Origin of the sequence: Bradyrhizobium sp. I1.14.4 (genome assembly GCF_050435825.1) — a bacterium.
Lineage (GTDB): Bacteria > Pseudomonadota > Alphaproteobacteria > Rhizobiales > Xanthobacteraceae > Bradyrhizobium.
In genome coordinates this window covers 24,568-43,839 of record NZ_JBNDLA010000025.1, presented here as the reverse complement: position 1 = coordinate 43,839, position 19,272 = coordinate 24,568, and the positions used below count along the sequence as shown (strand labels likewise).

At 63.4% G+C, this 19,272-nt stretch carries 19 protein-coding genes; 10 read left to right on the top strand and 9 right to left on the bottom strand.

What is annotated here, in order from left to right; all coding sequences use genetic code 11:
* Window positions 1-88: 88 nt before the first annotated feature.
* The 3 genes from ABIB78_RS31805 (at window position 89) to ABIB78_RS31795 (ending at window position 2,667) form a co-directional block, all read left to right on the top strand.
* Window positions 89-1,033 carry an ABC transporter substrate-binding protein gene (locus ABIB78_RS31805; RefSeq protein ID WP_429031878.1) on the top strand — a complete coding sequence of 315 codons (945 nt, stop codon included), beginning with the start codon at window positions 89-91 and terminating at the stop codon, window positions 1,031-1,033.
* A 78-nt stretch (window positions 1,034-1,111) separates the two neighbouring features.
* On the top strand, window positions 1,112-1,885 hold the full coding sequence (locus tag ABIB78_RS31800) for an ABC transporter permease (RefSeq protein WP_429031875.1): 774 nt from the start codon (window positions 1,112-1,114) through the stop codon (window positions 1,883-1,885).
* Window positions 1,882-2,667 (top strand): ABC transporter ATP-binding protein, encoded by a 786-nt coding sequence (locus ABIB78_RS31795; protein WP_429031874.1) that lies wholly within the window; start codon window positions 1,882-1,884, stop codon window positions 2,665-2,667. Before ABIB78_RS31800 ends, ABIB78_RS31795 begins: the two co-directional genes overlap by 4 nt.
* A gap of 15 nt (window positions 2,668-2,682) precedes the next feature.
* Here ABIB78_RS31795 and ABIB78_RS31790 read toward each other — a convergent pair whose 3' ends face one another.
* The 7 genes from ABIB78_RS31790 to urtA all read right to left on the bottom strand — a co-directional run bounded on the left by ABIB78_RS31790 (window position 2,683) and on the right by urtA (window position 9,427).
* Window positions 2,683-3,030 carry an FmdB family zinc ribbon protein gene (locus ABIB78_RS31790; protein ID WP_429031872.1) on the bottom strand — a complete coding sequence of 116 codons (348 nt, stop codon included), beginning with the start codon at window positions 3,028-3,030 and terminating at the stop codon, window positions 2,683-2,685.
* Between the two features lie 98 nt (window positions 3,031-3,128).
* Window positions 3,129-4,358, bottom strand: coding sequence for a formamidase (gene fmdA, locus ABIB78_RS31785; protein ID WP_429031869.1), 1,230 nt, complete (start codon window positions 4,356-4,358; stop codon window positions 3,129-3,131).
* 88 nt (window positions 4,359-4,446) lie between these two features.
* Window positions 4,447-5,136: an urea ABC transporter ATP-binding subunit UrtE gene (urtE, locus tag ABIB78_RS31780; protein WP_429031866.1), complete on the bottom strand. Its 690-nt coding sequence runs from the start codon at window positions 5,134-5,136 to the stop codon at window positions 4,447-4,449.
* 12 nt (window positions 5,137-5,148) lie between these two features.
* Window positions 5,149-5,904 carry an urea ABC transporter ATP-binding protein UrtD gene (gene urtD, locus ABIB78_RS31775; RefSeq protein ID WP_429031864.1) on the bottom strand — a complete coding sequence of 252 codons (756 nt, stop codon included), beginning with the start codon at window positions 5,902-5,904 and terminating at the stop codon, window positions 5,149-5,151.
* Between the two features lie 12 nt (window positions 5,905-5,916).
* Window positions 5,917-7,050: an urea ABC transporter permease subunit UrtC gene (gene urtC / locus ABIB78_RS31770; RefSeq protein ID WP_429031861.1), complete on the bottom strand. Its 1,134-nt coding sequence runs from the start codon at window positions 7,048-7,050 to the stop codon at window positions 5,917-5,919.
* 17 nt (window positions 7,051-7,067) lie between these two features.
* On the bottom strand, window positions 7,068-7,994 hold the full coding sequence (gene urtB, locus ABIB78_RS31765; RefSeq protein ID WP_429031859.1) for an urea ABC transporter permease subunit UrtB: 927 nt from the start codon (window positions 7,992-7,994) through the stop codon (window positions 7,068-7,070).
* 170 nt (window positions 7,995-8,164) lie between these two features.
* Window positions 8,165-9,427 (bottom strand): urea ABC transporter substrate-binding protein, encoded by a 1,263-nt coding sequence (urtA, locus tag ABIB78_RS31760; RefSeq protein ID WP_429031857.1) that lies wholly within the window; start codon window positions 9,425-9,427, stop codon window positions 8,165-8,167.
* 168 nt (window positions 9,428-9,595) lie between these two features.
* On the opposite strand from urtA, the gene ABIB78_RS31755 reads away from it, so the two are divergent.
* From ABIB78_RS31755 to ABIB78_RS31740, 4 genes are all read left to right on the top strand, one after another.
* Window positions 9,596-12,964, top strand: a complete 3,369-nt coding sequence (locus ABIB78_RS31755; protein WP_429031856.1) for a hybrid sensor histidine kinase/response regulator — start codon at window positions 9,596-9,598, stop codon at window positions 12,962-12,964.
* Window positions 12,954-13,880: a response regulator gene (locus ABIB78_RS31750; protein WP_429031854.1), complete on the top strand. Its 927-nt coding sequence runs from the start codon at window positions 12,954-12,956 to the stop codon at window positions 13,878-13,880. Before ABIB78_RS31755 ends, ABIB78_RS31750 begins: the two co-directional genes overlap by 11 nt.
* A 98-nt stretch (window positions 13,881-13,978) precedes the next feature.
* Window positions 13,979-14,857 (top strand): LysR family transcriptional regulator, encoded by an 879-nt coding sequence (locus ABIB78_RS31745; protein ID WP_429031851.1) that lies wholly within the window; start codon window positions 13,979-13,981, stop codon window positions 14,855-14,857.
* A gap of 184 nt (window positions 14,858-15,041) precedes the next feature.
* Window positions 15,042-15,626 (top strand): peroxiredoxin-like family protein, encoded by a 585-nt coding sequence (locus ABIB78_RS31740; RefSeq protein ID WP_429031849.1) that lies wholly within the window; start codon window positions 15,042-15,044, stop codon window positions 15,624-15,626.
* 54 nt (window positions 15,627-15,680) lie between these two features.
* Here ABIB78_RS31740 and ABIB78_RS31735 read toward each other — a convergent pair whose 3' ends face one another.
* Window positions 15,681-16,667: an AraC family transcriptional regulator gene (locus tag ABIB78_RS31735; RefSeq protein WP_429031846.1), complete on the bottom strand. Its 987-nt coding sequence runs from the start codon at window positions 16,665-16,667 to the stop codon at window positions 15,681-15,683.
* A 130-nt stretch (window positions 16,668-16,797) separates the two neighbouring features.
* Here ABIB78_RS31735 and ABIB78_RS31730 point away from each other — a divergent pair, with 130 nt between their 5' ends.
* The 3 genes from ABIB78_RS31730 to ABIB78_RS31720 all read left to right on the top strand — a co-directional run bounded on the left by ABIB78_RS31730 (window position 16,798) and on the right by ABIB78_RS31720 (window position 18,409).
* Window positions 16,798-17,334: a carboxymuconolactone decarboxylase family protein gene (locus ABIB78_RS31730; protein WP_429031844.1), complete on the top strand. Its 537-nt coding sequence runs from the start codon at window positions 16,798-16,800 to the stop codon at window positions 17,332-17,334.
* Between the two features lie 36 nt (window positions 17,335-17,370).
* Window positions 17,371-17,877, top strand: coding sequence for a YkgB family protein (locus ABIB78_RS31725; RefSeq protein WP_429031842.1), 507 nt, complete (start codon window positions 17,371-17,373; stop codon window positions 17,875-17,877).
* A 340-nt stretch (window positions 17,878-18,217) separates the two neighbouring features.
* Window positions 18,218-18,409 (top strand): hypothetical protein, encoded by a 192-nt coding sequence (locus tag ABIB78_RS31720; RefSeq protein ID WP_076866933.1) that lies wholly within the window; start codon window positions 18,218-18,220, stop codon window positions 18,407-18,409.
* A gap of 113 nt (window positions 18,410-18,522) precedes the next feature.
* On the opposite strand, the gene cobF is transcribed toward ABIB78_RS31720, so the two are convergent.
* Entirely contained in the window at window positions 18,523-19,272 is a 750-nt protein-coding gene (cobF, locus tag ABIB78_RS31715) for a precorrin-6A synthase (deacetylating) (RefSeq protein ID WP_429031999.1), read from the bottom strand.

Genomic DNA, 19,272 nt, shown 5'->3' with positions numbered 1-19,272 from the left:
ACCATCCACCGACTTGCATCATGCGGCAATCCGCCGCGACTGACGTGAAGAAATCACCGGGTTCAATCCATCGTTCAAGGGGTCGACAATGCGTTCCTTCAAGCTATTGCCCGCAATCGCAGCTCTGCTCGCGTCCACCGCCGCATTCGCGGATGACGTCAAGGTCGGCGTCGGCATTTCCGGCTGGACCGGCTTCGCGCCGCTGACGCTCGCCAAGGAAGCCGGCATCTTCAAGAAGAACGGCCTCGACGTGACCTTGAAGAAAATCCCGCAGAAGGACCGGCATCTCGCGATCGCTTCGGGCGACATCCAGTGTGCGGCGACGACGGTGGAGACCTGGATATCCTGGAATGCCAACGGCGTCGCGACCAAGCAGATCTTCCAGCTCGACAAGAGCTATGGCGCCGACGGCATGGCCGTGCGCAACGACGTCGCCGCGATCAAGGACCTCAAGGGCAAGACCGTCGCGGCATCGGCGCCCGGCACCTCGCCCTATTTCGCGCTGGCCTGGATGCTGAAAAAGAACGGCCTCTCGGTGAAGGACGTCACGGTGGTGAATCTGGAGCCCGCCGCCGCGGCGCAGGCTTTCGTCTCCGGCCAGAATGATGCTGCGATGACCTACGAGCCCTATTTGTCGACGGTGCGCGCAGCCCCTGACAAGGGCAAGATCATCGCCACCACGCTCGACTATCCGATCGTGATGGATACGTTCGGCTGCACGCCGAAATTCCTGACCGACAATCCGAAGGCGGCCCAGGCGCTGGCCAACAGCTATTTTGAGGCGCTCGACATGATCGCCAAGGATCAGGCCAAGGCCTACGAGATCATGGGCGCGGACGTGAAGCAGAGCGGCGAGCAGTTCGGCAACTCGGCAAAGTATCTGCGCTGGCAGGACAAGGCCGCCAACCAGAAGTTCTTCGCCGGCGACTTCCTCACCTTCAACAAGGACGCCGCGGAACTCCTGCTCGAGGTCGGCATCATCAAGGCCGCACCGAAGGTCGAGGACCTCTACGACGCCGGCTTCATCAAGTAATGCAGCCATCATTTCGGCCGGCCCTGCCTCGCGGCAAAGCGAGCGGGACCGGCGCATGAGATACGCCCGGATAAATTGATGCGTCCCCTCGAGCCCACAACATCGAAGCAGCGCGTGGCCTATGGCCTCGCCTTCTTCGTGCTGTTCGTCGCCCTCTGGTCCTGGGCGACGTTCGGCGGTCATGTGTCGAAGACATTCCTCGCCAACCCGCTGACCATGGTGCAGGAAGGCTACGAGCTGCTCGCCAAGCAGGGCTTCCTGTTCGACATCGGAATGACGATCTGGCGCGTCATCGGCGGCTTTGCCCTTGCCGCCGTGATCGCGGTGCCGCTGGGCGTGCTGATGGGGGCCTACAAGCCGGTCGAGGCGTTTCTCGAACCCTTCGTGTCCTTTGCGCGCTATCTGCCGGCGTCCGCCTTCATCCCGCTGTTGATCCTGTGGGCGGGCATCGGCGAATTGCAAAAGCTGCTCGTGATCTTCATCGGCGCGGTGTTTCAGATCATCCTGATGGTGGCCGTGACCGTCGGCGCCACGCGGCGCGATTTGGTCGAGGCCGCCTACACGCTCGGCGCCGGCGACAGCGGCGTCATCCGCCGCGTCCTACTGCCCTCCGCGGCCCCCGAGATCGCCGAGATCCTCAGGCTGGTGCTGGGCTGGGCCTGGACCTACGTCATCGTGGCCGAATTGATCGGCTCGTCATCCGGCATCGGGCACATGATCACCGACAGCCAGGCGCTGCTCAACACCGGCCAGATCATCTTCGGCATCATCGTCATCGGGCTGATCGGCCTGATCTCCGATTTCCTGTTCAAGGCGTTCAACGCCTGGCTATTCCCGTGGAAGTTCGCATGACCGCGCTCAGGATCGACCAGGTCTCGCGAACCTTTCCCGCCCGCGCGGGCAACGCGCCGACGAGAGCGCTCGAGCCGACCACGCTCGATATCGGCGACAATGATTTCGTCACCATTCTCGGCCCCTCCGGCTGTGGGAAATCCACCTTGCTCCGGATCATCGCCGGGCTCGACCGGCCGACCAGTGGATGGGTCACGCTCGATGGGCGCGAGGTCACCGGCCCCGGCGCCGACCGCGGCATGGTGTTTCAGTCCTACACGCTGTTTCCGTGGCTGACCGTACGGGAGAACATCGCCTTCGGCCTGCGCGAGCGCGGTGTTGCGCAAGGAGAGCGCAATGACATCGCCGACGCCTTCATCCGACGGGTCGGGCTATCGGGCTTCGAAAATCATTGGCCCAAGCAGCTGTCGGGCGGCATGCAGCAGCGCACGGCGATCGCCCGCGCGCTCGCCAATGATCCGAAGATCCTGCTGCTCGACGAGCCGTTCGGCGCGCTCGACAACCAGACGCGAGCCTTGATGCAGGAGATGCTGCTCGGGATCTGGGAGCGCGATCAGAAGACGGTGCTGTTCGTCACCCACGATATCGAGGAGGCGATCTTCCTCGGCAGCCGCGTCATCGTCATGAGCGCGCGTCCCGGCCGCATCAAGGCGGAGATCGCGGTCGACCTGCCGCATCCCCGCTCCTACAAGATCAAGACCACGCCTGAATTCGTCGCCCTGAAGGAACGGCTGGTCGAGGAGATCCGCACCGAAGCGTTGAAGGTTGCTGAACAGGCCTGACGGTCAGCCACGTCGTCAGTGGCTGATCATCCAGGGACGCGCGGTCGGAAAGCCCTTGGCGCCGCTCTTCGTCTTGGTCATCAGCCGCGCCGGCTTCTTCTCTCCCGTGGAGCAGCAGCCACACCCCGGACCGTGCGCCGCCTTGTACTGATCGAGCGTCTTCGGCGCATGCCGGCTCTGCTCGTTGGTGGCGTGCGCCTTGCGCTTGTCCGAGGGCATGCAGAAGAACGCTGGCGCGGTCAGGATCACGCGCGGCGACGTTGTTTCGCATTGCGGGCAGTCCTGCGGCAGGTCGCATTCCGCCATCGGCCGCATGTCGGTGAAGGGACCGCAATCGTTGCAGAGATATTCGTAGATGGGCATTTCCGTATCCTTGCGCAGTCGTGTGAAATCCGGCGATGGATGCGGGGCGGCCAATACGCAGCCGTCCCGCACCCTTCGCGCAGGGATCACCTAAAGGATCACTTATCGGGCGAGATCGGCATCTGCACGTCGCCCTTGATGTGCTTGATCGGACCTGCCGACGACGGCATCACGTCGAAGTCGAAGATCTCCGTCGGCAGCCACAGCGTGGCGCAGGCGTTGGGCACGTCGACCACGCCGGAGATGTGGCCCTGGCACGGTGCGGTGCCGAGGATCGAATAGGCCTGGGCGCCGGAGTAGCCGAACTTCTTCAGATATTCGATCGCGTTCAGGCAGGCCTGCCGGTAGGCGATATGGACGTCGAGATAGTGCTGCTTGCCGGCCTCGTCGACCGAGATGCCCTCGAAGATCAGATAGTCCTTGTAGTTCGGCGTGATCGGCGACGGCTTGAACACGGGGTTCTTGATGCCGTATTTCGACACGCCGTCCTTGATGACGTCGACCTTGATGTGCAGCCAGCCGGCCATTTCGATGGCGCCGCAGAAGGTGATCTCGCCATCGCCCTGGCTGAAATGCAGGTCGCCCATCGAGAGGCCGCCGCCCGGCACATAAACCGGGAAATAGATCTTCGAGCCGCGCGAGAGATCCTTGATGTCGCAATTGCCGCCATGCTCGCGCGGCGGCACGGTGCGGGCGCCCTCGAGGCCGATCTTGGCCTTGACGTCACCCTTGGCCTGGCCGGCATGCGCGGTCGGCGCGAACGGCGGATTGGCGAGGCCCGGCACGCGGGTCGGGTCGGTCGCGATCAATTCAGCTTCGCGTTTGTTCCAGGCCGCCAGCATCTTGGCATCGGGCAGACAGCCGATCAGGCCAGGATGGATCAGGCCGGCAAAGTTGACGCCGGGGACGTGACGCGACGAGGTATAGAGGCCCTTGATGTCCCAGATCGACTTCTGCGCCAGCGGGAAATGGTCGGTGAGGAAGCCGCCGCCATTCTGCTTGGAGAAGAAGCCGTTGAAGCCCCACAGGCTCTCCTTGAGCGGACCGACATCGAGCAGGTCGACGACCAGGAGATCGCCGGGCTCGGCGCCCTTGACGCCGATCGGGCCGGACAGGAAGTGCACGATCGAGAGATCGATGTCACGCACGTCATCGGCGGAATCGTTGTTCTTGATGAAGCCGCCGGTCCAGTCGACGGTTTCGATGATGAAGTCGTCGCCGGGGCTGACCCACTCGACGATCGGAACCTCCGGATGCCAGCGGTTGTGAATCTTGTCGTTTTCATAGGCCGATTTGCTGAGGTCGACCTTGATCAGTGTATCTGGCATCGAGATGCTCCCCTTGGGTTACGCAGTTGAACGTTTGAGCATGATCTTGCCGGAAAACTGCATCGCACTTTTCCGGATCAAGCTCTGGTTAGACGGACAGGTATTTGGAGATCTGCGCGGCATCGACGCCGGCGCGGGGATCGTCGCGGACGATCTCGCCATTCTCGATGACGAGCACGCGGTCGGCGATGTCGAGCGCAAAACTCAGGACCTGCTCGGAGACGACGATCGACAGCCCCCGCTCGTCGCGAATGCGCTTCAAGGTGCGCGCCAAGTCCTTGATGATCGACGGCTGGATGCCTTCGGTCGGCTCGTCGAGCAGCAGCACCTTCGGCTTGGTCGCAAGCGCGCGGGCGATCGCAAGCTGCTGCTGTTGCCCACCCGAGAGATTGCCGCCGCGGCGGCCCTTCATCTCGAGCAGCACCGGGAACAATTCGTAGATGTCGCCGGGAACCTCGGAACCGCCTGACACCACGAGCCCGGTCTCGATGTTTTCCTTCACCGTCATGGTGGAGAAGATCATGCGGCCCTGCGGCACGTAGGCGAGGCCCTTCGCCACCCGCTCGTAGCTCTTCATCGCGCCGAGTTCGGTGCCGTCCATGGTCACCTTGCCGCTCTTGGCCGGCAGGATGCCCATCAGCGACTTCATCAGCGTGGTCTTGCCCATGCCGTTGCGGCCCATGATCGCAACGATCTCGTTGGGCGCGACGGAGACGTTGAGGCCGTGCAGCACCTCGCTCTGGCCGTAGGCGACATGAAGATCATTGATTGCCAGCATCGCTTTAAATCCTTAATGGCCCAGGTAAACTTCAATGACCTTGGGATCGTTCTTGACGTGCTCCATCGTCCCCTCGGACAGGATCTGTCCCTGGTGCAGCACCGTGACCTTGTGCGCGATGTCCTCGACGAACTTCATGTCGTGCTCGATCACCAGCACCGAGCGGTCCTTGATGATGCGGTTGAGCAACTCGGCCGTCTTGGCGCGCTCGGACACGCTCATGCCAGCGACCGGCTCGTCGAGCATCAGCAGGTCCGGATCCTGGATCAGCAGCATGCCGATCTCGAGCCACTGCTTCTGGCCATGGCTGAGCTGATCGGCATAGGTGTTGAGGCGGTCCCTGAGGAAGATCATCTCGGCGACCTCCTCGACCCGTTGCTTGACGGTGTCGTCGCGCTGGAAGGTCAGTGAACCGAACACGGTGCGGCCGCGCGGGAAGGAGATTTCGAGGTTCTCGAACACGGTGAGATCCTCGAACACCGACGGCGTCTGGAACTTGCGGCCGACGCCGGCCTGCACGATCTCGTTCTCGCGCAGCCTGGTCAGCTCCTGGCCACGGAACTGGATGGAGCCTGACGTCGCCCTGGTCTTGCCGCAGATCAGGTCGAGCACCGTGGTCTTGCCGGCGCCGTTCGGGCCGATGATGACCCGGATCTCGTTCTCCTCGACATAGAAGGAGAGATCGTTGACGGCCTTGAAGCCGTCAAAGGACACGGTGAGGCCGGAGACCGCGAGCAGGAAGTCCTTGGGCTGATGACCGACGAGCATGATGGTTCCTCCTCACTCAGCCGGCGCGCCGTCGGCGACAAGTCCCGCCGATTTTGATCTTCGCGATGCCAGCAGGCGATCGATGCGGGGCTGGACGTGGTCCGCCCAGATCCCGGAGAGCCCGTTCGGGAAGGCGAGCACGACCGCGATGAACAACGCGCCGAGGCCGAACAGCCAAAGCTGCGGGAAGGATTCCGAGAGACTGGTCTTGGCGAAATTGACCAGCAGCGCGCCCCAGACCGCGCCGAAGATCGACATCCGGCCGCCGACGGCGGTGTAGATCACCATCTCGATCGACGGCACGATGCCGACAAAGGACGGCGACATGAAGCCGACCTCGAGCGTGAACATGGCGCCGCCGATCGCCGCGAACACCGCCGCGGCACAGAACGCGAAGATCTTGAAATTGGCGACGCTGTAACCGGAGAAACGCACGCGATCCTCCTGCTCTCTCATCGCCACCAGGATCCGCCCGAGCTTTGTCAGGCGGATGAATTGCGCGGCGACGATGCAACCGAACAGCAGCACAACCTCGACAAAGTACAGAATGAACTTGGCGTGATCGGTGCGGATGTCCCAGCCGTGCAGCGTGCGCAGGTCGGTGATGCCGTTGATGCCGCCGGTGTAGCCCTGTTGCCCGACGATCAGAATGGTGAGGATGGCCGCAATGGCCTGGGTGATGATCGCAAAATACACACCGCCGACCCGGCGCTTGAACATCGCGGCGCCGATGACCAGCGCGAAGAAGGCGGGAACCAGCAGGATCGCCAGCACCGTAAGCGGAAAGCTGTGGAACGGTTTCCAGAACAGCGGCAGCTGCGTGATCTGGTTCCAGTCCATGAAGTCCGGGATGCCCGGCGTCGACTGTATCTTGGTGTTCGCGACCGAGGATGCCTCGAGCTTGAGGTACATCGCCATGCAGTAGCCGCCGAGGCCGAAGAACACGCCCTGCCCGAGGCTCAGGATGCCGCCATAACCCCAACACAGCACGAGACCGATGCCGACGAAGGCGTAGGTCAGGTATTTGGCGACCAGGTTGAGGCGGAAGATGTCGAGCGATAGCGGCAGGATGAGAAGCAACAGCACCGCGAGCGCAAGGAAGCCGAGCAGTTCGGAGCGATTGAAAAAGCGCGAGTTGATGATCATGACCTGCCTGCTTGTTCTTATTTGCGGACCTTGAGCGCGAACAGCCCCTGCGGACGCACCATCAGGATCGCGACGATCGTGAGCAGCGTGATCACCTTGGCCATCGATCCCGACAGGAAGAATTCCAGCGTCGACTGGGTCTGCGAGATCGAGAAGGCGGAGGCGATGGTGCCGAACAGTGAAGCAGCGCCGCCGAACACGACGACCAGGAAGGTGTCGACGATGTAGAGCTGGCCGGCGGTCGGCCCGGTCGAGCCGATCATCGTGAAGGCCGAGCCTGCGATCCCGGCGATGCCGCAACCGAGGCCAAAGGTGTAGCGATCGACCTTCTCGGTGTTGATGCCGACGGCGCCGGCCATCACGCGGTTCTGCACCACGGCCCGCACCTGCTTGCCCCAGCTCGACCAGAACAGCACGTAGGCGACCGCAATCGTGATCAGGGTGGTCAGCGCCATCACGAACATGCCGTTGATCGGGATCTGGATCGAGTCGGTCGCCTGCCAGGAGCCCATCATCCATTCCGGCAGCTCGACGCCGACCTCACGCGCGCCGAAGATCGAGCGATAGGACTGTTGCAGGATCAGGCTGAGGCCCCAGGTCGCGAGCAGGGTATCGAGCGGCCGCTTGTAGAGATGGCGGATCAGCGCCCATTCGACCAGCATGCCGAGCGCGCCGGAGGCGATGAACGCCAGGATCATCGCGATGAAGAAGTAGCCGGGGAACAGCCAGGGCGCGACGTGCTGCACGGCGTTCGACGTCATCCAGGTGACGTAGGCCCCAAGGATCATGAACTCGCCATGAGCCATGTTGATGACGCCCATCTGGCCGAAGATAATGGCAAGCCCCAGCGCCATCAGCACATAGACGGAGAACAGGATGAGCCCGGCAAATCCCTGCATCGCGAGGATGGCGCCGAGGTCGCTGATCGAATAGTCACCGAACATCGTGGTCCTCCGTCATTCCAAGGGGCATACGCCGCCAGTCAAGCGTCGCTCGTTCCGTGGCGTGGACGATGACGTCCACGCCGCGATGCGTTATGGAGATTCGTAGCCCGGTGAGCAGTAGCGATACCCGGGACGGCCCGCATATCGCTCCGCTCATGCGGGCTACTGGCTCACTGGTAGCCCTTGGGGAACGGATCCGGCTCGACGAGATCGGCGGTCTCGTAGATCAGCTCGTACTGGCCATCGGCCTTGGCGCGTCCGACGCGGGTCTTCGACCAGAGGTGATGGTTTTCGTGGATCCGGACATAGCCTTCCGGCGCGCCCTTGAACTCGACGCCGGGTGACGCGGCCGCCACCTTGTCGATGTCGAAGGAACCGGCCTTCTCCACAGTCAACTTCCACAGCCACGGGCCGAGATACGCAGCCTGCGTCACGTCGCCGATCACGGTCTTCTCGCCCCACATCTTCTTGAACGCGGGCACGAAGGCCTTGTTGTTCGGATTGTCGAGCGACTGGAAATACTTCATGCAGGCATAGGCGCCGGCGATGTTCTCGCCGCCGATACCGTCGATCTCGTCCTCGGTGACCGAGATCGTCAGCAGCGTCTGCTTGGACAAATCGATGCCCGCCGCCTTGAGCTGCTTGTAGAACGCGACGTTCGAGCCGCCGACGATGATCGCGTAGATCACGTCCGGCTTGGTCAGCTTGATCTTGTTGATGACCGAGTTGAACTGGGTCGAGCCGAGCGGGAAGTATTCCTCACCGACCACCTTGCAGCCCTGCAGATGGTTCTCGATGTGCTTGCGCGCGATCTTGTTCGAGGTGCGCGGCCAGATGTAGTCCGAGCCGAGCAGATAGAAGCTCTTGGCGCCCTTGGTCTTGTTGACCCAGTCGAGGCCGGCGATGATCTGCTGCGTCGCCTCCTGACCGGTGTAGATCACGTTCTTCGACTGCTCGAGGCCCTCGTAGAAGGTCGGATAGTACAGCATGCCGTTGTACTGCTCGAACACCGGCAGCACCGCCTTGCGCGAGGCCGAGGTCCAGCAGCCCATCACGGCCGCGCATTTGTCGTTGACCAGGAGTTTCTTCGCCTTTTCCGCGAAAGTCGGCCAGTCGCTGGCGCCGTCTTCCTGGATGAACTTGATCTTGCGGCCGAGCACGCCGCCGGCGGCGTTGATCTGCTCGATTGCGAGCTTCTCGGCCTCGACCGATCCGGTCTCGGAGATCGCCATCGTGCCGGTGACGGAGTGCAGGATGCCGACGGTGACCTCGCTATCGGTGACTGCAAGCCCCGTGGTGTTGACCGCGGAGGTTGCAGGAACGTCCGCAAATGCGGGACGGCCCAGCATCGAGATGGCCGGCAATGCGGCCATTCCCATCAAAAGCTTGCGCCGAAGCGGAGAATGCAGTCCTGGTTTTGTTTCGTCTGACATGAGCACCCCATTGGTTCGAGAACGCTTATTGATGAGGCGAGGATTGCTTACTTTTGTGCACCGCACTGATACGCAAGATCGCGTATACTGCACCGCAAAATAGCGACGTAGATTTTTGGTACGGGATTTGCCCGCGATCAAAGCATCGTGGACCAGGAGTAAGAGCGAGTGGCAGGGCGGCAGCGGATAGACCGCGTCAGGCGCCAATACAATCAATGGGTCGCCAACCAGACGCTGGAAGACTATGCGCTGCGCTTCACGGCCAAGAGCGCCAGGCGCTGGTCAGCCGCCCGCGTCGCCAACACCGCGTTGGGGGCGATCTCCTTCCTCGCGCTGGAAGCGATCGGCGGCACCATCACGCTGAACTACGGCGCGATCAACGCCTCCGCCGCGATCCTGGTCGTCAGCATCATCATCTTCCTCTGCGGGCTGCCGATCGCCTACCATGCCGCGAAAAGCGGCATCGACATCGACCTGCTGACCCGCGGCGCCGGCTTCGGCTATATCGGCTCAACCATCACCTCGCTGATCTATGCCTCCTTCACCTTCATCTTCTTTGCGATCGAGGCCGTGATCCTGGCCAGCGCGCTGGACATGTGTTTCGGCATTCCGCGACCGATCGGCTACCTGATCAGCGCGGTCGTGATCATTCCGCTGGTCATCTACGGCATCACGCTGATCAGCCGCTTCCAGCTCTGGACCCAGCCACTCTGGATCATCCTCCACATCATGCCATTCGCGGCGATTGCCTGGGCCAATCCGCACTCGTTCACCGAGTGGCGCAAGTTCGCCGGCGATCACGGCGATCCCTCGGGCAATCTCGATCTCCTGCTGTTCGGCACGGCGGCCTCCGTCGTGTTCGCGCTGGTGGCGCAGATCGGCGAGCAGGTCGACTTCCTGCGCTTCCTGCCGCGCGACCGCCGTACCTCGCGAAAGGCCTGGTGGATCGCGCTGCTGAGCGCCGGTCCGGGCTGGATCGTGCTTGGTGCGCTCAAGCTGCTGGCCGGCTCGTTCCTGGCCTTCTTCGCGCTCAGCCACGGCGTCTCCGCCGAGCACGCGGCCGAGCCCGCGAACATGTACCTCGAAGCCTTCCGTTACGTGCTGTCGCAGCCGGACCTGGCGATGGCGTTGACCGGGACGTTCGTGATCCTGTCGCAGGTCAAGATTAACGTAACCAACGCCTATGCCGGTTCAATCGCCTGGTCGAACTTCTTCTCCCGCCTCACCCATTCGCATCCCGGCCGCGTGGTGTGGCTCGTCTTTAACGTCGTCGTCGCGCTGCTGTTGATGGAGATCGGCGTCTACAAGGCGCTGGAGCAGACGCTCGCGCTGTACTCCAACGTCGCGATCGCCTGGGTCGGCGCGCTGGTCGCCGATCTCGTCATCAACAAGCCACTCGGTCTTCGCCCACAGCACATCGAATTCAAGCGCGCCCATCTCTGCGACATCAATCCGGTCGGTGTCGGCGCAATGACGATCGCGACCGTGGTCTCGATCAGCGCGTTCTATGGCCTGTTCGGGCCGACCGCGAAGGCGCTGTCCGCCTTCGTGGCGCTTGCGGTCGCATTCATCACTGCCCCGCTCATTGCCTGGGCGACCGACGGCAAGTACTACATCGCGCGCAAGCCGAAGCGGAGCTGGCAGAACATCGAATCGATCCAGTGCTGCATCTGCGAGCATTCGTTCGAGCCCGAGGACATGGCTTCGTGCCCGGCCTATGCCGGCCCGATCTGCTCGCTGTGCTGCTCGCTCGATGCGCGCTGCCACGATCTTTGCAAGCCGCACGCACGGATCGGCGCGCAGGTGTCGGAAACACTGGGCAAGCTGTTGCCGCAGCCGATCTATGCCCGCATCAACTCGCAGCTTGGACATTACCTCGGCGTGTTCGCAGTCTCGGCCGGCCTCGTGGCGCTGGTGCTCGGCCTGATCTACCTGCAGACCACAGCGGCCGTGCATGCCAATGAATTGTTGGCCGACGTGCTGTGGAAGGTGTTCTTTGCGCTGACTCTCATCATCGGCGTCGTCGCCTGGCTGTTCGTACTGGCGCAACAGAGCCGGCGCGCCGCGGAAGCGGAAACACGCCGCCAGACCACGCTGCTGATCCAGGAAATCGACGCTCACAAGCGCACCGATGCCGAGTTGCAGCGCGCCAAGGAGGTTGCCGAGTCCGCCAATCTCGCCAAGAGCAGATACGTCGTCGGCCTCAGCCACGAGCTTCGCTCGCCGCTCAACGCGATCTCCGGCTATGCGCAATTGCTGGAGCAGGACGACAGCCTCCAGGTGCGGCCGCGCGGGCAGGTGCGCGTGGTCCGCCGCAGCGCCGACCATCTGTCGGGACTGATCGACGGCATTCTTGACATCTCCAAGATCGAAGCCGGCCGTCTCTATCTTTCGCGCGACGAGGTGCGGCTGAACGATTTCCTCGAGCAGCTGGTCGGCATGTTCCGCCTGCAAGCGGCGGCCAAGGGCATCGACTTCGTGTTCAGGCGGCCGGCGGTGCTGCCCGTCGTTGTCTATGCCGATGAGAAGCGGCTGCGGCAAATCCTGATCAACCTGCTCTCGAACGCGATCAAGTTCACCCAATGCGGCCGGGTGCAGTTCGTGGTGCATTACCGCAGCCCGGTCGCCGAGTTCGAGGTGATCGATACCGGGCCGGGCGTCCAGCCCGACGACCTCGAGCGGATCTTCGCGCCGTTCGAGCGCGGCGCGCTCGGCGTCACCCAGCCGCAGACCGGCACCGGGCTTGGCCTGACCATCAGCCGCCTGCTCGCAGGCGTGATGGGTGGCGACATCAAGGTCTTGAGCACGGTCGGCACCGGCAGCACGTTCCGCGTCAAGCTCCTGCTCTCCGAGGTCACCAATCCGCGCCGCGAAGCGCCGGTCGAGGCCCCCATCTATGGCTATCACGGCCCGCGCAAGACCATCCTGATCACCGACGATGACCCGACCCATCGCGACCTCCTGCGCGAGATCCTGGCGCCGCTCGGCTTCATCCTGCTCAGCGCACCGGACGGACCGGGCTGCCTTGCGCTCGCCCAGCATTGCCGGCCGGACATGTTTCTGCTCGACATCTCGATGGCGGCCATGGACGGCTGGACGGTCGCCGAGACGCTGCGCTCGGAAGGCCATCACCAGGCTCGAATCCTGATGATCTCGGCAAGTGCGCTGGAGGCCCATGGCGCGCCGCTGGCGCAACCATTCCACGACGGCTACCTGATGAAGCCGATCGACATCCCGCGGCTGTTAGAGACCATCCGCCAATTGCTCAAGATCGAGTGGCAGTATGAGGCCGAGCCGGCCCCGCCCCCGCAATGGAAGCCCGACAGCGGTTCGCGCCCGCCGGTGAAATATGTCGAAGAGCTGATCAGCCTCGGCCAGCTCGGCTATATCAGGGCGATCCAGCTCAAGCTCGACGAAATCGGCAATGAGTGTCCCGAGCATGCCGATTTCGTCGGCCAGATGCGCACGCTGATCGACCGGTTCGATCTCGATCAATATATGGCGACGTTGAAAACATTGCACAGCTATGACCATTGAACAGAGAAAGCGCGACGTCGCGCTCGTCGTCGACGACTCTCCCGAGACGTTGCGCCTGCTGACCGACGCGCTCGACGGCGCCGGCATGACCGTGATGGTCGCGCTCGACGGCACCTCCGCGATGCGTATCGTCGACCAGATCACGCCCGATATCGTGCTGCTCGATGCCGTGATGCCCGGCATGGACGGCTTCGAGACCTGCCGGCGGCTGAAGCGCGACGCCGGGCTCGACGGCGTCCCGATCATCTTCATGACGGGGCTGGCCGAAACCGAGCACATCGTGCGTGGGCTCGAGGCCGGCGGCGTCGACTATGTGACGAAGCCGATCGTGGTCGAGGAGATGCTGGCGCGCATCCGAGTCCATCTCGCCAACGCGCGGATGACGCACAGCGCCCGCGCGGCGCTCGACGTCTCCGGCCGCTATCTGCTCGCGGTCAACAGTGCCGGTGCGCTGCTGTGGGCGACGCCGCAGGCGCAGCGACTGCTATCGGATACGCTCGCCGACGCCGCCGACAATTTCGTGCTGCCGGACCCGATGCCGCAATGGCTCGAGCAGGCGCAAAAAGGCAAGGCGGGATCGAAGACCGCGACCGTGGCGGCATACCCCGGCAACGAGCAGCTTCGGCTGCAATATATGGGCAAGCTAGGCCCCAACGAATTCCTGCTGCGGCTGGCCAAGGACACCAGCGGCGACATGCCGGCCGAGTTCTCCAGCGAGCTCGGCCTGACCACCCGCGAGGGAGAGGTGCTGTCCTGGCTCTCCAAGGGCAAGACCAACCGCGACATCGCGCAGATCCTGGGCTTAAGCCCGCGCACCGTCGACAAGCATCTCGAGCAGATCTACGCCAAGCTCGGCGTCGAGAACCGCACCGCCGCCGCCGCGATCGCGGTCAACGCAAGGCATCGCAAGTCTTAGGGATTGATCCTCCGCCTGCCCAGGCTTGCCTGGAAATGGCCAATTACCCCAGACCGTGACAGGATGGGCGATATCGCTCATTCCCGGGGAGAATAGCCATGGATCGTCTTGCGGCGATGGAGACGTTCGTGCGGGTGGTCGAAACCGGTTCGTTCTCCGGAGCGGCGCGGCAGCTCCTGGTCGGCCAGCCGGCGGTCTCGAAATCGGTCGCGCAGCTCGAGGAATTTCTCGGGGTCAAGCTGCTCACGCGCTCGACTCATGGCCTCACCCCGACGGAAGCCGGGCTTGGCTATCTCGAGCGCGCCAGGCGCGCGCTTGAAGAGGCTGCCGAAGCCGAGATCGCCGCGCGCGGCGCCGGAGCCGGCCTCAAGGGACGATTGCGGATCTGCGCCGCGGTCACCTTCGCCCGGATCCATCTCATTCCAATGCTGCCGAAGTTTCTCGCGCAGCACCCGGAGCTGGAGCTCGAAGTCGTGCTCGACGACCGCCAGATCGATCTCGTGCAGGAAGGCATCGACGTCGCCCTGCGGATGGGCAGGATGGCGGATTCGACGCTGACCGCACGCCGTGTCGCGAGATGTAAACGCCTCGTGCTGGGCACGCCGGCCTATTTCGACCGCGCCGGCATACCGGCCACGCCGAGCGAACTGAGCCGGCACCAGGCCGTCGTCTATCTCCGCGAGGGCGGCGTATGGTCATTTCAACGTGAAAGTACCGAACTGGCCGTCACGGTGCGGAGCCGGCTGCGGGTGACCGCGGCCGAAGGCGTCCGGGCTGCGGTGCTCGCCGATGCCGGGCTCGCGATCGCGTCGGAATGGATGTTCACCCCCGAGCTCAAATCGGGCGCCGTGCGCGCGGTCCTGCCGGAATGGAGCCTCCCCGCGCTTGATCTCTGGGTGGTGCTTCCGACCGGGCGCGCCGCGACGGCCAAGGCACGGAGATTCGCGAGTTTCTTCGAGCGCAGCTTCAATGCATGACGCATCATCCGGCAGTTGAAGCGGACCACGCTTATTCTGGTCAGGAATAAGCACTAGTCCAACGGCAGCGCTAGCCGGCGCGGCCATCTCCTTTAGCTTCCTGCGTGTGAGTTCAACAAGCCGGATGGCGCCGCCGAAAGCCGGAAAACCACCGTACAACGTTCCGCGAACGGTCATCGATATCATGCACCGCGCCACCGCGGAGCTGATCGCGTCCGGTGCCGCCCAGCGCGCCAGGAAGGCCGGCGATGTTGCCCCCGCCTTCTCACTGCGTGACCCCGAGGGCAATATCGTCAACTCGGCCGATCTGTTGAAGCGCGGCCCGCTGGTGCTCAGCTTCTACCGCGGCGTCTGGTGCCCGTATTGCAACATGGAGCTACAGGCGCTGGAAGCCGCCAAGCCGGCATTCGACAAATACGGCGCCTCGCTGGCCGCGATCTCGCCGCAGACCGCGCCGAACAGCCGCAAGTCAGTGCGCCAGAACAAGCTCTCCTTCCCGATCCTGTCCGACGTGAAGGGTCAGGTCGGCGACGCCTTCGGACTGCGCTTCCATCTGCCCGACTACCTGGTCGAGCTCTACAAGCAGCTGAAGAACGATCTGCCGACCTTCAACGACGATCCAAGCTGGACACTGCCGATGCCGGCCCGCTACGTCATCGGACAGGACGGCGTGATCCTCTACTCGGAGGTGAACCCCGACTATACCCGCCGCCCGGAGCCAGAGGACATGATTCCAGTTCTTCAGCAGGCAGCCACTGTCAGGGCATAACGGCTCGCGAAGCGACCGATGGCGAGCAACCATCGGCCGCTTGCCTGTCCTTGATCAAACTTGCATGGCGCGCGGCGGATCGGCTGGTGCACCAGGGCCCGTCGCGACATCCAGTTCGAACGACTGCGCCTTTCGCCACTGCGCCGGCGTCACGCCCATGTGGCTCTTGAAGGCACGCTGGAAGGCGGCCTCCGATTGGTAGCCGACCGTCTCCGCGACGGCGCCGGTCGACAGCGATGATCTCTTCAACGCATTCGCCGCAAGCGTCATCCTGATATCGGTGAGCAGATCGCTGGCGGATCGCCCGAGCCTCTCCTGGAATTGCCGCGCCAGCGTGGCGCGCGACATGTTGCAGAAGCGCGCCAACTCCGGCAGCGACCATGCGCGCGCAGGCTGGTTGAACATGGCCGCCACGGCCGGCGCAAGGCGGGGATCACCGACCAGTGCAAGCAGACCGCGAGACCTGTCATCGGTCTCGCTCGCAAGCCGCAGCACAAGCGCGAACATCGCCGTGGACAGCGCGTCCAGCATGGCGCGACCGCCCAGATGATCGTCGGCCGTTTCGCTGCGCATCAGGGACACGAGTCCGGCGAGCTGCGCGGCCGTCCCCTTTCCCACACGCGGGCCGGCATGCACGACAAGACGCGGCGGAAGATAGTTGCGCAACAGACGGTCGTGCGGAGGTGCAATCGCGAAGTGCCCGCACAGCAGGTCGAGCCGTTCGTCCGAACCCAGGTTTTCGCTGATCGTGAAATTCTGTGCCGCCCGATTGCGCGCCGGCAGCGGCGTCGCCCCGCCGCCATCATGCATCACGTGTCGCGGGTTGCCGGGCAACAGAAGAATGTCGCCGGTCTTCAGCAGCAACGGCTGACCGCTTGCGGGATCGTCCAGGATCGCCGAGCCGGCAAGCACCGCATGATAGGGGATCTCGTTGGCCGCGCCCGGCCCTTGGTCGATGCGCCAGGGCACGCTGTAGCTGCAGCGAAGGTCGAGCCGCCCGCGCACCGGCATCATCTCGAACAGCCGGCTGAGCCAATCCATGGCAGTCCCCCAAAGCGATCTGATTGAGACGATCGAGCATATATCTGAGCTAAATTGACATTCAATGTCTCACATCTCGACCCTATTGTCACTCCGCAATCGTTCACCACCCCCAACAAGGAGTGCCACCATGTCCCGTCTCTCAGTCCCCAATCTCGAAACCGATACCGGCCCGTCGGGCCAGATCTACGCCCAGATCAAGAAGGCGATCGGCGGCGTTCCGAACACCTACACGGCGATTGCGGCTCATGGTCCAGCCGCGCTCAAGTCGATCCTTGCGGCCGATGCCGTGCTGACTGGCGGCAGCCTGCCCAAGCGCGACCTGGAGGTCGTGAAGCTCGTCATCAGCACCGCGGGCGGCTGCGACTACTGTGTCGCCGCGCATTCTCATCTCGCCAGGCTCTCCGGCGTGACGGCCGATGTGCTGAAGCAGATCCGCAACGGCGAGCCGAGCGGTGATGCCAAGCGCGATGCGCTCGTCGGCTTCGTTCGCAAGCTCGCAAAGTCCAGCGGCACCGTGAGCGACGAGGATTTCGCCGCGATCAAGGCCGCCGGCTACAGCGACGCGCAGCTGGTCGAGATCAGCCTGGCGTTCGCGACCACCGTCTTCACCAACGTCTTCAACCGCATCAATGACACCGACATCGACTTCCCCGCAGTCGCGTGAAGCGATCGAGCGATGTCACGCGAAAGGATCACGACCATGACCACGCTTACCAACACCACACAAAATCCGCTTGTCCGCGCACTCTACAGGTCCGGGCTGCTCGCGGAGGATCTCGACTACCACGTCGTCCGGGCCTCGATGGTGATCATGTTCCTCTTCTTCGGTTACCAGAAGTGGTTTCCCTACGAGTTCGAGCGACTGGTCCCGTTCATCAGCAACGGTCCGCTGATCTGGTGGCTGTACCCGCTCTTCGGCCACGCCGGCGCCAGCTATTTCCTCGGCGCCTCCGAGTGGACGTTTGGATCCCTGCTGCTTGCAGGCTTCTGGGACAAGCGGCTCGGCGCTCTTGGCGCGCTCGGATCGACCGGCACCTTTGTCGCGACGGTCACCATCATCCCGTTCATGCCGGAAGGCTGGGACGTCGCCGCCGGAGGCTTTCCTGCAATGACCGGCAACGTGCCCTTTCTGATGAAGGACGTCGTCCTGCTCGCCGTCTCGCTCTACCTGCTGCGACAGGATGTGGTTCGCCTGACGCGGCAATAGGTGGCATCCGCTGATCGCGATGGATCGCCGGCGAACCTTGCGTTCGCCGGCGATCGCGGGTCGATCTGGGACTGGGGAACCGACGGCATCGCAACATGGCAGCCCTTGTTGCGGCGCAAGCCGGGTCAGATCGTCCTTGGACCTCACGCGATAACTCATTGCTGAATTTGCGGAATGCGTTTGCAGCTACCGATCCATTCCCGTGAGAGATCCGACTGTTCGATCCGGCCGCGTCCGCGTTGCCATGCACGAAATGACCCGTAGCTCTCCAGCCATGAACATAGTTCCGCCGCGCGGTCTGGGTTACAAAATACCGCCGGTGTTGTTCTGGGGTGAGTTGATGAAGAAGGACGACGTCACCTGCCCGCGCTGCGGGGCTGGATTCCGGCGCCTTGAGCTGGCATCCGGATCAGGAAGCAAGGGCGAGTATCGCTGCCCGGTCTGCGAGACAACCCTCGAGCAGTTCGACGGTGACAAGCTCGTCGCCTATCGCCTGACCATCCAACCCTCGATTCGCGGGTTGAAGACCTAGAGCAATTTCGGTTCTGATCGAATCAGAACCGAAGCCCTAGATTCTTGGCGTCCACTTCGCACGAAAGCGCTCTGGCAGCGCACGCTGCGTGGAATGCCGACGCAATCCCTGGATCACGATCTCCGCTTGAGGACATAGCTGTCCATGATCCAGCCGTGCTGCTCACGCGCATCCCGGCGCGTGGCGACGATGCGAGGCCCGACCTCGGCTAACTCCCCTGCCATGACGATTTGATCGGGCATGCCAAGATAGGCGCCCCACCAGATCTGCAGCCCGGCGGGATCCAGCGTCTGGAAGACGGCGCCGCCATCGAGCATCACGACGACGGTGTCGACACCGGAAGGCCAGCCGCCCTCGCGCAGCCGCCGACCCGTCGTGACCAGGAACGGCTCGCCGATCTCGTTGAGCGGCAGCGCATGCGCCGCGCATAGCGCCTGGATCGAGGTGATGCCCGGGATCACGTCGATCAAGGGCACCGGATCGAGCCGTTGCGCAATCCGCAGGCTCGAATCGTAGAGCGAAGGATCGCCCCAGATCAGCAGGGCGACGCGTCCGTCGCCGCCGAGATGGCGCGCGATTTCCTGTGACCAGGCCGCGGCGATTGCATCATGCCAATCGTCCACGCCCTTGCGATAGTCCTCCTCACCGCCGTCACGCACCGGCAGGTCGAACTCGGCAATGCGTGTGCGGTCATTGCTCAGTGCTTGCGCGCAAATCGTTCGGCGCAATTCGGCGAGATCCGACTTCGCGGTACCCTTACGTGGGATCAGGATCAAATCGGCGGCGTTGATGGCGGCGATCGCAGCGAGGGTGAGCTGCCGGGGATCGCCACAACCAATGCCGATCAGGGAAAGCGTCAACAT

Excerpts from the sequence above, each read along its gene's own strand:
- ABIB78_RS31805 (WP_429031878.1), top strand. The coding sequence starts at position 89 with ATGCGTTCCTTCAAGCTATTGCCCGCAATCGCAGCTCTGCTCGCGTCC.
- ABIB78_RS31800 (WP_429031875.1), top strand. The coding sequence starts at position 1,112 with ATGCGTCCCCTCGAGCCCACAACATCGAAGCAGCGCGTGGCCTATGGC.
- ABIB78_RS31795 (WP_429031874.1), top strand. The coding sequence starts at position 1,882 with ATGACCGCGCTCAGGATCGACCAGGTCTCGCGAACCTTTCCCGCCCGC.
- ABIB78_RS31790 (WP_429031872.1), bottom strand. The coding sequence starts at position 3,030 with ATGCCCATCTACGAATATCTCTGCAACGATTGCGGTCCCTTCACCGAC.
- fmdA (WP_429031869.1), bottom strand. The coding sequence starts at position 4,358 with ATGCCAGATACACTGATCAAGGTCGACCTCAGCAAATCGGCCTATGAA.
- urtE (WP_429031866.1), bottom strand. The coding sequence starts at position 5,136 with ATGCTGGCAATCAATGATCTTCATGTCGCCTACGGCCAGAGCGAGGTG.
- urtD (WP_429031864.1), bottom strand. The coding sequence starts at position 5,904 with ATGCTCGTCGGTCATCAGCCCAAGGACTTCCTGCTCGCGGTCTCCGGC.
- urtC (WP_429031861.1), bottom strand. The coding sequence starts at position 7,050 with ATGATCATCAACTCGCGCTTTTTCAATCGCTCCGAACTGCTCGGCTTC.
- urtB (WP_429031859.1), bottom strand. The coding sequence starts at position 7,994 with ATGTTCGGTGACTATTCGATCAGCGACCTCGGCGCCATCCTCGCGATG.
- urtA (WP_429031857.1), bottom strand. The coding sequence starts at position 9,427 with ATGTCAGACGAAACAAAACCAGGACTGCATTCTCCGCTTCGGCGCAAG.
- ABIB78_RS31750 (WP_429031854.1), top strand. The coding sequence starts at position 12,954 with ATGACCATTGAACAGAGAAAGCGCGACGTCGCGCTCGTCGTCGACGAC.
- ABIB78_RS31745 (WP_429031851.1), top strand. The coding sequence starts at position 13,979 with ATGGATCGTCTTGCGGCGATGGAGACGTTCGTGCGGGTGGTCGAAACC.
- ABIB78_RS31740 (WP_429031849.1), top strand. The coding sequence starts at position 15,042 with ATGCACCGCGCCACCGCGGAGCTGATCGCGTCCGGTGCCGCCCAGCGC.
- ABIB78_RS31735 (WP_429031846.1), bottom strand. The coding sequence starts at position 16,667 with ATGGATTGGCTCAGCCGGCTGTTCGAGATGATGCCGGTGCGCGGGCGG.
- ABIB78_RS31730 (WP_429031844.1), top strand. The coding sequence starts at position 16,798 with ATGTCCCGTCTCTCAGTCCCCAATCTCGAAACCGATACCGGCCCGTCG.
- ABIB78_RS31725 (WP_429031842.1), top strand. The coding sequence starts at position 17,371 with ATGACCACGCTTACCAACACCACACAAAATCCGCTTGTCCGCGCACTC.
- ABIB78_RS31720 (WP_076866933.1), top strand. The coding sequence starts at position 18,218 with ATGAAGAAGGACGACGTCACCTGCCCGCGCTGCGGGGCTGGATTCCGG.
- cobF (WP_429031999.1), bottom strand. The coding sequence starts at position 19,272 with ATGTTGACGCTTTCCCTGATCGGCATTGGTTGTGGCGATCCCCGGCAG.